Source organism: Stenotrophomonas sp. Bg11-02 (genome assembly GCF_002836635.1).
Taxonomy (GTDB): Bacteria; Pseudomonadota; Gammaproteobacteria; order Xanthomonadales; family Xanthomonadaceae; genus Stenotrophomonas; species Stenotrophomonas lacuserhaii.
In genome coordinates, this window is the sequence record NZ_PJAY01000049.1 from 160,724 (window position 1) to 173,769 (window position 13,046).

The 13,046-nt window shown below is 67.1% G+C and carries 8 protein-coding genes; 5 read left to right on the forward strand and 3 right to left on the reverse strand.

Annotated features, from left to right (window positions below):
- The first annotated feature begins 136 nt into the window (after nt 1-136).
- The 4 genes from CXG43_RS04290 to CXG43_RS04305 all read left to right on the forward strand — a co-directional run bounded on the left by CXG43_RS04290 (nt 137) and on the right by CXG43_RS04305 (nt 4,998).
- Nucleotides 137-613 carry a DUF3574 domain-containing protein gene (locus CXG43_RS04290; RefSeq protein ID WP_182656882.1) on the forward strand — a complete coding sequence of 159 codons (477 nt, stop codon included), beginning with the start codon at nt 137-139 and terminating at the stop codon, nt 611-613.
- 5 nt (nt 614-618) lie between these two features.
- The gene (locus CXG43_RS04295; RefSeq protein WP_101098814.1) at nt 619-1,488 is read left to right on the forward strand and encodes a hypothetical protein; all 870 of its coding nucleotides are present in this window, start codon (nt 619-621) and stop codon (nt 1,486-1,488) included.
- Between the two features lie 66 nt (nt 1,489-1,554).
- Complete coding sequence (locus CXG43_RS04300; RefSeq protein WP_101098815.1) at nt 1,555-3,273, forward strand: thiamine pyrophosphate-dependent enzyme; 1,719 nt, start codon at nt 1,555-1,557, stop codon at nt 3,271-3,273.
- Between the two features lie 129 nt (nt 3,274-3,402).
- Complete coding sequence (locus tag CXG43_RS04305) at nt 3,403-4,998, forward strand: hypothetical protein (RefSeq protein WP_101098816.1); 1,596 nt, start codon at nt 3,403-3,405, stop codon at nt 4,996-4,998.
- A 77-nt stretch (nt 4,999-5,075) separates the two neighbouring features.
- Here CXG43_RS04305 and CXG43_RS04310 read toward each other — a convergent pair whose 3' ends face one another.
- Nucleotides 5,076-5,786, reverse strand: a complete 711-nt coding sequence (locus CXG43_RS04310) for a glutathione S-transferase (protein ID WP_101098817.1) — start codon at nt 5,784-5,786, stop codon at nt 5,076-5,078.
- A gap of 185 nt (nt 5,787-5,971) precedes the next feature.
- On the opposite strand from CXG43_RS04310, the gene clpB reads away from it, so the two are divergent.
- Nucleotides 5,972-8,557 carry an ATP-dependent chaperone ClpB gene (gene clpB, locus CXG43_RS04315; RefSeq protein WP_101098818.1) on the forward strand — a complete coding sequence of 862 codons (2,586 nt, stop codon included), beginning with the start codon at nt 5,972-5,974 and terminating at the stop codon, nt 8,555-8,557.
- Between the two features lie 40 nt (nt 8,558-8,597).
- Here the strand turns inward: clpB and CXG43_RS04320 are convergent, their stop codons facing one another.
- Together CXG43_RS04320 and CXG43_RS04325 are read right to left on the reverse strand one after the other, a co-directional pair.
- A complete protein-coding gene (locus CXG43_RS04320; RefSeq protein ID WP_198551416.1) occupies nt 8,598-10,841 on the reverse strand; it encodes a M13 family metallopeptidase in 2,244 nt (747 codons plus the stop codon).
- Nucleotides 10,842-11,153: 312 nt separating this feature from the next.
- Nucleotides 11,154-13,010, reverse strand: a complete 1,857-nt coding sequence (locus tag CXG43_RS04325; protein ID WP_157825006.1) for a M28 family peptidase — start codon at nt 13,008-13,010, stop codon at nt 11,154-11,156.
- Between the last annotated feature and the right edge of the window lie 36 nt (nt 13,011-13,046).

The following is a 13,046-nucleotide window of genomic DNA, read 5'->3' on the forward strand; positions in this document are numbered from 1 at the left end:
TTCTTAGGCATCAGCAGGTGACCGCGCGGCATGACGGTGGTTGCAGATGCAACTGGCTGGGCCGTGTACGCTGCTGCGCTGTTTTGCCTGTCGTGCACGGCGCGATGGGCACACCTGCCCTTGGAGAGTGATCGATATGAAGCGTTTGTCCCTTGTTATTGCCGTGTTGCTGGCCACCAGCGGTTGCGCCAGCCTCCCCGCCAGCGGGCCGGGCACGTCAGCGACGACGGCCACGATGCAGGGCGATGCGGCACGGCCGGCGCAGGCTGCGGGCTGGGTGCGCAGTGAGCTGTACTTCGGCGTGGGCGAAGAGCGCGGAGCCGGTGAGCGCGAACAGGCCACTACCATCAGCGACGCGCAGTGGCGTGCCTTCCTGGACAAGGAAGTGACCCCGCGCTTCCCGGATGGGCTGACGGTGTTCGATGCCTACGGCCAGTGGCTGTTCCGCGGTGATCCCGAACCCAACCGCCTGCGCACCAAGGTGCTGGTCGTGTTGCACGAAGACAGCCCGCAGCGCCGGGCCGACATCGAAGCCATCCGCCTGGCCTGGAAGACCGCCACCCAGCACCAGTCGGTGCTGTGGTCGCGCCAGCCGGTGGAAGTGTCGTTCTGAACCGGATGCGCGCAACGCTGCTGATGATGGCGCTGTGCAGCGCCGGCATGGCGAAGCAGGCCCTGGGGGCGGAAAGTGACGGCGTGGCGTTCGACGCTGCACCCGGCGTGCCGGTGCGGGCGCGCATGCTGGACGGCGGTCGCGTGGAAGTACGCATCGGCAAGGACGCCGCATTGCAGCTGCTGGATGGGGTGGCCGATGAAGAAGGCCGCTCGCGGCTGGACCATGAGGACGTCGACTTCGACGGCGTGCAGGACCTGGTGGTGCGCGCCAGCGTCGGCCAGGTCAACGAAGCGGTGGCGGTGTATCGCTACGATGCCCGAACGGCGCGGCTGCAGCCGCTGGCGCCGCCCACCGGCACCCCGGCCAACTGCGATGGATTGTGGTCGCTGAGCGTGGATGCGCCCACCCGCACCCTGGTCAGCACCTGCCGCGGTGGGCCGATGTGGTACACCGATTTCTACCGGTACCAGGGCGAGAAACTCTATCTCTACCGCGCCGAGCAGCTGCTGATGCTCGACCCGCAGGCGCTTGCCGCGGTGCTGGCGCTGGATGAGGGCGGAGATGACGCCGGCCCGCTGGCGGTGTGGACCACCTTCGATGCGGCAGGTCGCGCGTTGGAGCGCGCCATCGGTGATGGCTTGTCACCGCCGGTCAGCGGCGTGCCATTGCGTGGCAGGAACGCGCGGGTGGTGCCGACGCGCCTTGCGCTGTACAGCGCCGTTGGTGATGCCAGCACGCCTCGCTACCTGGTGGCAGGGGACCGGGTGGAGCTGCTGGACGAGCGCGATGGCTGGCTGCAGGTGCGCTACCGCAATCCCACGCGTGGGCCGGTCACGGGCTGGATACAGCTCGGTTTGCCGGAACAGGGGTGATCCCCACGGCGGTGTCACCTGACGCGGTCTAGGCTCAGGCTTCCCCCGTTCCAGGAAGTCCAGGCCATGAGCAAGCGCGTTGCCGATATCGTCGTCGAGACTCTGCAGCAGGCCGGCGTGCGGCGCTGTTACGGCATTGTCGGTGACACCCTCAATCATGTGACCACGGCCATCCACGGCAGTGATATCGACTGGGTGCACGTGCGCCATGAAGAAGTGGCCGCGTTCGCCGCCGGCGCTGATTCGCTGATAAGCGGACAGCTGACGGCCTGCGCCGGCTCCTGCGGACCAGGCAGCCTGCATTTCATCAATGGCGTGTTCGAGAACAACCGCAACAAGGCACCGATGGTGCTGATCGCCAGCCAGGTGGTCACCAGTGAGCTGGGCATGGAGTTTCCGCAGGAAGTGGATTTCAAGTCGGTCTATTCCACGTGCAGCGTGTTCTGCGAACAGGTGTACAGCGCCGAACAGGCGCGCCGCGTGGTGACGCTGGCCTGCCAGGCGGCGATCAGCCGGCGGGGCGTAGCGGTGGTGATCCTGCCGTCGGACATCAGCGAACAGGTGGTCAAGCACGATCCTCCGTTCGCCGTGCATTACACCCGTCCGGTGCTGCGACCGGGCGATGACGAACTGCTGCGCATCGCCGAACTGCTGGGCCAGGGCAAGCGGATCGGCATCTATGCCGGCGCGGGCTGCCAGGGCGCCCACGCGCCGCTGCTGGAACTGGCGCGCAGGTTGCAGGCGCCCATCGCACACACCTCGCGGGCGAAGGATTTCGTCGAGCCGGACAACCCCTTCAACATGGGCATGACCGGTATCTTCGGCATCGAATCCGGCTTCCATGCGGTGATGGAGTGCGACACCCTGCTGCTGCTCGGCGCCGACTTCGCCTGGGGCCAGTACTACCCGGACAAGGCCACCATCATCCAGGTCGACCACGATGGCAGCCACCTGGGCAGGCGCCACCCGGTGACCCTCGGCGTGGTCGGTGACATCGGCCCGACGCTGGAGGCGCTGCTGCCCATGCTGCCGCCGCGCGAGGACGCCGGCTTCCTGGGCGAGTGCATCGGGCACCGTGAAAAGGCCCTGGCCAGGCGCGCCGAAGAAGAAGCGCCCGGCGAGGGCGAGCTGATCCACCCGCAGTACCTCACCGCCCTGCTGGACCAGCACGCCGCAGACGATGCGCTGTTCACCGCCGACTGTGGTTCGCCGATGGTGTGGGTGCTGCGGCATATCCGCGTCAACGGCCGCCGCCGTACGTTGACCAGCCTGCTGCACGGCACGATGGCCAACGCGATGCCGCAGGCGCTGGGCCTGCAGAAGGCCTTCCCCGGCCGCCAGGTGGTCGCGCTGTGCGGTGATGGCGGGCTGAGCATGCTGATGGGCGACCTGCTGACCGCCGTGCAGGAGAACCTGCCGATCAAGATCGTGGTGTTCAACAACGGTTCGCTGAACTTCGTGGAGCTGGAACAGAAGGTCGAAGGTCTGCTGGATTACTACACCGAGCTGAAGAATCCCGACTTCGGCAAGCTGGCCGAAGTGATCGGCTTCCATGGCCGCACCGTGACCCGCAGCCAGGACCTGGCGTTGGCCGTGCAGGACCTGCTGGCCCAGCCGGGGCCGGCCCTGCTGGACGTGCATACCGCCCCGACCGAGCTGGTGATGCCACCGCAGGTGGAGGCGGGGCAGGTGATAGGGACCGCGCGTTACATGGCCAAGGCGGTGCTGGCCGGGCGCATCGGCGAGGTCAAGGAGCTGCTGGCGGACAACTTCCTGAAGCGCTGAATATCCACTGCAGAAGGGGCCGCAGGAGGGGTCAGCAGGAAAAGGAATCCGACCCCTGCCGACCCTCATTGGCATCCACGTGCTGCGGGGCCTACCATCGGCGGTCCCCACACCCCTTCCTGCCCCCACATGTCCGTTCCTGCTCCTGCCGCTCCGCGGCGCTGGTTCGTCGCCGGCGATCTCAATGGTTTCTTCGGCCTGGTGGTCGACAACCTCTCCATCCTCGGCTTCATCGCCATGGCGCTGGTGGGAATGTTCCAGTTCCCGGCCGAGGTGGTGTTCACCCGCATGTTCCCCGGCACCGCCTTCGGCGTGCTGGTCGGCAACCTGCTGTACACGGTGATGGCACGGCGGCTGGCCGCCCGTACCGGCCGCGACGACGTCACTGCGATGCCGCTGGGCCTGGATGCGCCGACCAGCATCGGCATGGCGCTGCTGGTGCTCGGCCCGGCGTTCGTGGCCTTCAAGGCACAGGGACTGGATCCGGACGCGGCGGCGATCGCCACCTGGCAGCTCGGCATGGCCGCGCTGGTGATCATGGGCCTGCTCAAGCTGGTGCTGTCCTTCTTCGGTGAAGCGGTGACCCGCGCACTGCCGCGGGCGGCGCTGCTGGGTTCCATCGCGGGCATCGCGCTGGTGCTGATGGGCCTGCTGCCGCTGCTGGAAACACTGCGCTCGCCGCTGGTCGGCTTCGTGACCCTGGGGCTGCTGCTGTACGTGCTGATCGCCAAGGGCAAGCTGCCGGTGCGGGGTCCGGCAGTACTGCTGGCCTTCGTGTTCGGCACCGTGCTGTATTACGGGCTGGGCCTGGCCGGGCTGGGCGCGCCGGGCTTCCAGGTACCAGTGTGGAACGCCCCGCAGATCGTGCTGCCGCTGCCTTCGCTGGGCTTCCTTGCCGGCATGCCGACGGCGATGACCTACCTGCCGCTGCTGCTTCCGTTCGGCCTGCTGATGGTGGTCGGTGGCATCAACGTTTCCGAAAGCGCACGCGCGGCCGGCGATGACTACCGCACCCGCGACATCCTGCTGGTGGAGGCCATCGCCACGCTGGTGGCCGGTGTCTGCGGCGGCGTGGCGCAGACCACGCCGTACATCGGGCAGCCGGCGTACAAGCACATGGGCGCACGCAGCGGCTACACGCTGCTGACAGGTCTGTTCATCGGCATCGGCGGCATGCTCGGCATCGTCTCCGGGCTGGTGCAGTGGCTGCCGCTTGCGGTGCTGGCGCCGATCATCGTGTACGTGGGCATCGACATCACCACCCAGGCTTTCCAGGCCACGCCGAAGCAGCATGCCGGCGCGATGGTGCTGGGCTTCCTGCCCTCGGCCGCCTACCTGCTGGCGATCAAGGCGCCGGGCTGGATCGCGCCGGAACAGATGGCCGCCATGCTGACCAAGGTGGACGGCCATGGGTTGCCGGAACTGGCGGTGATCTTCGCGCTGGGCAATGGCTTCATCATCACCTCGATGCTGTGGATTGCCACGGTGGCGGCGATGGTGGACGGGCGCCTGCGCCGCGCCTGTGGCTTCCTGCTGGTGGCTGCCGGACTGACCGTGTTCGGGCTGATCCATTCGGTGGACCCGCGCGGTGGCATCTACCTGCCCTGGGACCTGCAGGGCCTGGCGCGGATCATCAGCTGGCAGTTCGCTGGTGCCTATGTGGCGCTTGCGGTGCTGCTGGGGCTGCTGTCATTGCAGAAGCAGCCGGTGGCCGTGCGAGGGTAGCGGTAGCGCCGAGCCATGCTCGGCGAGCGCAGCAGCGGGGGCGTGACGACCAACGGTCGTCACCCACCACGGCGGGGTCATTCCGGGCCGTCCAGCTCCGGGTAATGGCGGAAGATGCCGTTGGCGTTGAACGCCAGCCGGCGATCGGATGCCAGATAAGCGGCCACGCCCGGGCGTTTTTCCACCCGTTCCTTCAACGCCGCCAGCAGCGGCAGCCTGGGCCACAGCGCCCGCATCCGCTGCGGGAACATGTAGTCCAGCCCGGCCAGCAGCTGGAACAGGGAAAGATCGACGTAGGAGTGCTCGCGCAGCGGGTGGCGGCCACCGTTGTCCTTGACCATGTCTTCGAAGTAACCAAGGAACTTCGGCAGGCGTTCGCCACGCATCGAGGCGGCCCGTGCGATGGCTTCGCTTTTCTGGTCTTCGTAGTACTGCGAGGCGGCGATCGGGTGGTGGGTGTCGTGCACTTCGGCCACCAGGTCGGCGATGGTCAGCTGCAGCTGGATGGCCTGCACCCGGCGTGAGGCCGCATGCGGCACCAGGTCCAGGGTCGGGCCGAGGAAATCGAGAATGGCCGCCACCTGGGCCACCACCTGGCGGCCGGCCTTCAGAAAGGGCGGGGCGAACGGGCGACCGCCCTCGGAGGTACCGGCCAGGAACGGATCCATGACGGCATCGCCGTGGACCCGCGCCATGTCGGTGTAGTCGGCACCGGCGTCTTCCAGGGCCAGGCGCACGAACTCGCCGCGTCCCTGGATGCCGGTCCAGTAATAGAGCTCGTAATGCATGTCGGTCCCGTAAGGTGAAGGCCCGGGCAGTATCCCGCGCGCAATGGCAGGGCCCGGTGAGCATGCCCTACACGCGATGTTTCCTTATCGGGGACGATGATCTCAGGGACCCTTGAAACGCGCGGCGGCAGCCGCATCTGATGGGTAGTGCCGGCGTGGCCGGCTTCTCTGATCGAGGATTCGACATGCGGATGGACAAGCTCACCTCGCGTTTCCAGCAGGCGCTGGCCGACGCGCAGTCGCTGGCCGTGGGCCGCGACAATTCCATCGTCGAACCGGTGCACGTGTTCAGTGCCCTGTTCGACCAGCCCGGCGGCAGTACCCGGCCGCTGCTTTCGCAGGCAGGTGTCAACGTGACCGTGCTGCGCGAGCGGCTGGACGAAGCGTTGGCGGCATTGCCGAAGGTCTCCGGGCAGGCCGGCAACCTGTCCATCGGCAATGACCTTAACCGCCTGCTCAACCACACCGACAAGCTGGCCCAGCAGCAGGGCGATGCCTTCATCGCCAGCGAGTGGTTCGTGCTTGCAGCGCTGGAAGACGGCGGCAGCCTGGGCATGGCGCTGCGTGCGGCCGGTGCGGACAAGGCACGGCTGCAGGTCGCCATCGACAAGCTGCGCGGCGGCGAGAAAGTGCAGTCTGAAAGCGCCGAGGAACAGCGCCAGGCGCTGGAAAAGTACACCATCGACCTGACCGCGCGCGCCGAGAGCGGCAAGCTGGATCCGGTGATCGGCCGCGACGAGGAGATCCGCCGGACCATCCAGGTGCTGCAACGACGCACCAAGAACAACCCGGTGCTGATCGGCGAGCCCGGCGTGGGCAAGACCGCGATCGTCGAAGGCCTGGCCCAGCGCATCATCAACGACGAAGTGCCCGAAGGCCTGCGTGGCAAGCGCGTGCTGTCGCTGGACATGGGCGCGCTGATCGCCGGCGCGAAGTTCCGCGGCGAGTTCGAAGAACGGCTGAAGGGCGTGCTCAACGACCTGGCCAAGAACGAAGGACAGGTCATCCTGTTCATCGACGAGCTGCACACCATGGTCGGTGCCGGCAAGGCCGACGGCGCGATGGATGCAGGCAACATGCTCAAGCCGGCGCTTGCACGTGGCGAGCTGCATTGTGTGGGTGCCACCACGCTGGACGAGTACCGCAAGTACATCGAAAAGGACGCCGCGCTGGAGCGTCGTTTCCAGAAGGTGCTGGTCGGCGAGCCCACGGTGGAGGACACCATCGCCATCCTGCGCGGGCTGAAGGAAAAGTATGCCGTGCACCATGGCGTGGAGATCACCGATCCGGCGATCGTGGCGGCCGCCACCTTGTCGCATCGCTACATCAGTGACCGCCAGTTGCCGGACAAGGCCATCGACCTGATGGACGAAGCCGCCTCGCGCATCCGCATGGAGATCGATTCCAAGCCGGAAGAACTGGACAGGCTGGAGCGCCGTCTGATCCAGCTGAAGATCCAGCGCGAGATGCTGAAGAAAGAGAAGGATGAGGCATCGCGACAGCGTCTGGCGGACCTGGAGAACGATATCGATGCGCTGGAACGCGAGTTCTCCGATCTCAACGAAATCTGGAAATCCGAGAAGGCCGCATTGCAGGGCGCAACGAAGATCAAGGAACAGATCGAGCAGGCGAAGCTGGAGCTGGAGTCGGCCCAGCGCCGGCAGGATTTCGGCCGCATGAGCGAGATCCAGTATGGCCAGTTGCCGCAGCTGGAGAAACAGCTGGCGGTCGCGCAGGAAGCGGAGAACACCGAGTTCAAGCTGGTGCAGGACCGGGTAACCGCCGAGGAGATCGCCGAAGTGGTGTCGCGCTGGACCGGTATTCCGGTGAACCGGATGCTTGAAGGCGAACGCGAGAAGCTGCTGCGCATGGAGGATGAGCTGCACCGGCGCGTGGTGGGCCAGGAAGAAGCGATCAAGGTGGTGTCCGATGCGGTGCGTCGCTCGCGCGCCGGGCTGTCCGATCCGGATCGTCCCAGTGGCTCGTTCCTGTTCCTGGGACCGACCGGGGTAGGCAAGACCGAGCTGTGCAAGGCGCTGGCCGAGTTCCTGTTCGACAGCACCGATGCGATGATCCGCATCGACATGAGCGAGTTCATGGAGAAGCACAGCGTGGCGCGGCTGGTCGGTGCGCCCCCGGGCTATGTCGGCTATGAAGAAGGCGGCTACCTGACCGAAGCGGTGCGTCGTCGCCCGTACTCGATCATCCTGCTCGACGAGGTCGAGAAGGCGCACCCGGATGTGTTCAACATCCTGCTGCAGGTGCTCGATGATGGTCGCCTGACGGACGGGCAGGGACGTACGGTCGACTTCCGCAATACGGTGATCGTGATGACCTCCAACCTGGGTTCGCACCAGATCCAGGACATGAGCGGGGATGACTCGCCGGAGGCCTACACGCAGATGAAGGCCGCGGTGATGGGCGTGGTGCAGGCGCACTTCCGTCCGGAGTTCATCAACCGCCTTGACGACATCGTGGTGTTCCACCCGCTGGACAAGCAGCAGATCAAACAGATCGCGCGCATCCAGATGCGTGGCCTGGAATCGCGGCTGGCCGAACGCGGTCTCAGGCTGCAGGTAAGCGATGCGGCGTTTGAACAGTTGGGCACCGTGGGCTTCGACCCGATCTACGGCGCACGTCCGCTCAAGCGCGCGATCCAGGCGCAACTGGAGAACCCGCTGGCGCAGAAAATCCTGTCCGGTGAGTTCAGCAGCGGCGACACCATCGGCGTGGATGCGGGCAGCGGCCAGCTGGTCTTCAGCAGGCAGTGAGCAGTGCAGGGGGCGCCGGGCAGGTCACCGGCGCCATCACCTACAGGAAACGTACCTGTTCGCCCGGCGGGCGCGCCATCGGTGCCCCATCACTGCAGTTGAACACGCGGGCGAAATCGCGAAGATTGGACGGTGCCATGTCCGCGCGCACCTGGCCGGGGGCATGGCTGTCGGTCGCGCGCTCGGCTTCGGCGCGCTCCTTCGTGGTGATCGTGCGGCACATCAGCGCGTAACTGACGAGCAGGCGCTGCTGGCGCGTCAGGCCGTCGATCATCGCATCAGGAGTACCTGCCGTGGCATGCAGCATCGCATCCATCGCAAGGCTCAAGCCGCCCACGTCCGCCAGGTTCTCGTCGAGCGTCAACTCCCCGTCGAGCGCCCGTCCGTCACGCACGTAGGCTGCGTACTGCGCCTTCACCCTGGCTGCGAGAGTGCCCAGCTGCTGCCGGCTCTGTGCCGAGAGCCAATCGTTCTCCTGGCCTTCGGCATCGAAATGGGTGCCGACCGAATCGAATGCGTGGCCCATCTCGTGCCCGATGATGGCGCCGATCGCCCCATAGTTGAGCGGGGCATCGGCGGCGGGATCAAACAGGGGCGGCTGCAGCAACGCGGCAGGTATCACGATCCGGTTGAGCGAGACGTCCTGGTAGGCGTCGACGGTCTGCGGGGTCAGCTTCCAGTGGGTGGCATCCACGGGCTCGCCGAGCTGGGCGACATTGCGGCGCTGCGCATGCGCCCGTACTGCCTGGACATTGGCCAGGAAGCTTGAACGGCTGGTGCCGACATGGTCCCAGGTGGGCCATGTCCGCGGATGGCCGAGGTCGATCTGCAGCGTGGCGGCCTTGTCCAATGCCCGTGCGCGGCTGCTGTCGTCCATCCACTCACACTGCTGCAACCGGCGCCTGAGCGCGGCAGTCATCTGCGCGGTTATTTCTTCGGCAGCGCGGCGCGTGCTCGGCGGGAAGGCGACCTCGGCGTAGGCAGGACCGAGCGCATCGCCGGCGTGCTGCTGGAGGATGCCCATCACGCGGGCAAAACGCGGTACCCGCGATCGGCGGCCCTTCAGGACACCCCCGTGAAAGGCGTCGTGCTGGTCGACGAAGGCACTGGACAGGCAGGGAGCGGCGCTGTCGGTGGCATGGAAGCGCAGGTAGGCCTTCCAGGCAGCGCGCGGAACGCCTTCCAGCAATGCGTCCACGCGTTGGAAAAAGTCCGGCATGCCCAGCGAGAACGTAGCGGGCGGTTGGACGCCCTGGGCCCGGAAAAACTGCTGCCAATCGATGGCAGGCGTCAGCGTGTGTGCCTCTGCGGGGCTTACCGGATTGTGATACGCGCCGGGATCGGCCGCGTACACGGCAAAGGGGAGGGAGGCGGCGGCCAGTGCACGTTCAAGCGAGACGATGTCGTGGGATGAACGTCCTGCTGCTTCGGGCGGCATGCCGGACAGCACGAGGGTGGCGGAGACATGGGCGCGGTAGGCGTCGAGGATGTGCTGTTTTTCCGGGTCGTCGTACCAGGTGCTGTCGGGCAGGCCAAGGCCCGACTGCGCCAGGTAGGCGGTGTTCACCGAGGGATCGAGCTGGTCCGGCAATACGCTGAATTCGAACAGGGGGTTGCTACCGCGCGCGCTTGAATCGAACAGATGGGCGACCAGGCTTGGCAGGTCGCCGATGGCCTCGATCCTGTCCAGCAGCGGCTGCAGCGGGCGCCGCCCGGCGACTTCGATGCCTGCCTCGTCCATGCCCGTCGCCCACAGATCTCCTATCACCTTCGCCGGCGGATCCGGAGCGGGCTGCGCCGCCATCTGCTCGGCCAGTTGCTGGCACTGCAGCAGCGCGATGCTGCGTAGATGGTCCAGCGTCCCGAACCGCGTGCGGCTGGGTTGCAGCGCGCTGGATTGTTCCCATCGCCAGTTGACGTGTGCACCGAGCGAGTCGCACGGCGACAGCGTCATGTCCAGTTCGCTGGCGTTGAAGCGGACGGGCCGAAGCAGGCGGGCTGGATCCAGCGTGTAGTGCGAAGTCGCCGCCAGGTCGGTGGGCAGTGGTCCGGGAGCTGCAGCGGGCACGGCAGGACGATGCAGAAGGTAGCCCGCCGCCGCAGCACCTGCCCAGAACGCGGTGACACCGGCGGCCGTCCACAACGCGGTGCCGCATTGGCGGGGGCTGCGCAGGCACCCGGCCAACGCGGCGTCGGAGACCGCATTGGCGATGCCCGAGGGCGCCATTGCAAGCAGCGGCGCCTGTGCCGGAGACATGGCGGTCGCGGCTGCGGGAGTCTCCATCGGGAACCCGGCCTGCAGCGCCTGCGTTCCCGGGAGCCACCCCCCACCGGCAGCTGAGCCGGGCGCCGGTGCTGGGGGCAGTGAGCATGGCCCGAGCGGAAGCCGCCCGCTCGCAGGCAGGGCGCTACCCATCATCAGGGCGAACGCGAGCTGGTTGCGGATCCCTTCGACATTCAGCCTGGCGGCCGGCCTGCCGAAGCGTCGCTGGCAGGCTGCCGGATGCGATGGCGCAGCCAGGCCGTGATGCTTCCGGTGGTGGGCGCCCTGCTGCTGGCGGGCTTGGGTGGCGTTGATCGGCATACGCTCTCTCTCTCAGCTGGCCAAGGGCACGGAAACGGGCGCGGAATGGGGGATGTCCGGATCCCATTGCAGGTTGCGGATTCCATCCTCGAGTGCGTCGGCCAAGGCCGCCCCCATCACCGGATCGACCCGGTGCAGGCGATCACGTTGGCTGTGGATCATGACCGGCAGCGCGTTGGGGTGTGCATCGCGCAGTTGCCGGTAGGCATGGTACGCATCGCTTGCAGCCCGGTAGGTTTCCTTCAGTGCGCGGGCCTTGTCGGGCGACAGCTCGAGCGTGCCGTTCCGTTGCGCCTGCCAGAGTGTCCAGTCCACCTGCGCATCACGCTGGTTCCATTCCTTGCGCGCATCTTCCACTTGTTTCCATAGCCGCGCATCGTCTGCGCTCATCTGGCTGATGCCTACGCAGGGAATGGAGGCGTTCTGGAACGGGATGTTGTCCGAGGTGAGCCATGGTGTGTCCTGCGCCGGGGCCGGTGTGAAGCCATGCGCGGCGAGGCGCTGCTCCAGCTGCTGGCGTGCGTGTTGCTCGATGGAGGTGACCGGCGGTGCCTGCAGGTACAGCGTCGGCTGGCCCAGGTGCAGCGAGCCGGCCAATGCGTCGGTGCCTGACATTGCGTAGCCATGGCCGCCGCGCCCGGTCATGTCGATGTTGATCACGAACGCAGGACAATCCTGTCGATCCAGGCATTGGTTGACGTATGCACGCGCGCCGATGAAGCCCAGCTCTTCGTAGGAGGTCACCAGCAGCTCTATCTGGGTGCCATCCGGGGCCGGGTTGTCCCGGAACCTGGTGCCCATGAGCAGGAGCGTGGCCAGCCCGGAACCATTGTCCAGAGCGCCTTCGGACCCTGACGAGCGACCGATCATGTCGCCATGGGCGACCAGCAGCACGCGGTGCACGGGCGGCTGTCCGCCGGCCGGGGGAAGGGTGACATGCAGATTGAAGGCGGCAGTGCCTTCGGCGATGCCCAGATGGGCCAGCCCGGACAGGGTGTAGGGAAGGCGGGCTACCGGGCCGACGTCGCGTTCGAGCAGTTCAACCATGGTCTCCTGCCGGCGCAGGTTGGCATCGATCCAGCGCTGCTGGATCGATGCCGGACTGCCCTGGCGGCCGCCGCCGCCGCTCACCGTGCTGGCGACGATGCGCTCGAGGTAATACTGGAAGGCGGCCTGTTCCGGCGAATACAGATTGCTCAGTGCATCCACCAGCGCGAGCAGTTCGCCGCTGGCATCGAACGCTGCCGCCTCGGCCATGGGAGGCCAGGTTGCCTGCGCGGGGCCGGGTCGCACCGGGACAGCAGGTACCAGGATGCGCACCAGGCGCGCCACGTCGCTGGCGGGCAAGCGCTCCAACAGTGGAGTGATGCCGTCGGCGCGACACGTCCGGTTGCCGGCGCAGTGGCGATGGATCCGCAGCAGCGCGGTCTCCAGTGGCTCGGCATCGCCTTCGGCATCCACCACGCTGATCTGTTGCGCGGCTTCCCGCAGCGCCTCGCGCTCCTGGCCTGCAGCGTCAGGGAATGCCGGTTCGTCCGGGCCCACCGGTACCGGGCCACCCAGCGCATCGCGTGCCGCGCAGTACATCGTCGCCGCGATCCCGGTCGCGGCGCCGACGCCCAATGCGGTTCCGCACAGGCGGGGAGAAGCGATGCAGGCGGCGGCCGCACTGTTGGCGATGCCGGTCAGCGCGGTGCAGGGCGCTGTGCGGTGTGCAGTCGTCAGTGGGCGATAGTCCGAGTGTGCGCCGGCGGCCGGCAGCAGCGCCACTGCCGGACCCCCACCCGGTTCGCGGGTACCGCTGGATCCAGTGACCGACAGACCGGGCGGGCGCGACGCGCGCGGCGCGGCCAGGGTGCTTGCAAGCAAGGCGCCGACGAACAGATTGGCTGGCCTGCCGAGAAG

Coding starts and splice junctions, on each gene's coding strand:
- CXG43_RS04290 (WP_182656882.1), top strand. CDS start 137: ATGAAGCGTTTGTCCCTTGTTATTGCCGTGTTGCTGGCCACCAGCGGT.
- CXG43_RS04295 (WP_101098814.1), top strand. CDS start 619: ATGCGCGCAACGCTGCTGATGATGGCGCTGTGCAGCGCCGGCATGGCG.
- CXG43_RS04300 (WP_101098815.1), top strand. CDS start 1,555: ATGAGCAAGCGCGTTGCCGATATCGTCGTCGAGACTCTGCAGCAGGCC.
- CXG43_RS04305 (WP_101098816.1), top strand. CDS start 3,403: ATGTCCGTTCCTGCTCCTGCCGCTCCGCGGCGCTGGTTCGTCGCCGGC.
- CXG43_RS04310 (WP_101098817.1), bottom strand. CDS start 5,786: ATGCATTACGAGCTCTATTACTGGACCGGCATCCAGGGACGCGGCGAG.
- clpB (WP_101098818.1), top strand. CDS start 5,972: ATGCGGATGGACAAGCTCACCTCGCGTTTCCAGCAGGCGCTGGCCGAC.
- CXG43_RS04320 (WP_198551416.1), bottom strand. CDS start 10,841: ATGGAGACTCCCGCAGCCGCGACCGCCATGTCTCCGGCACAGGCGCCG.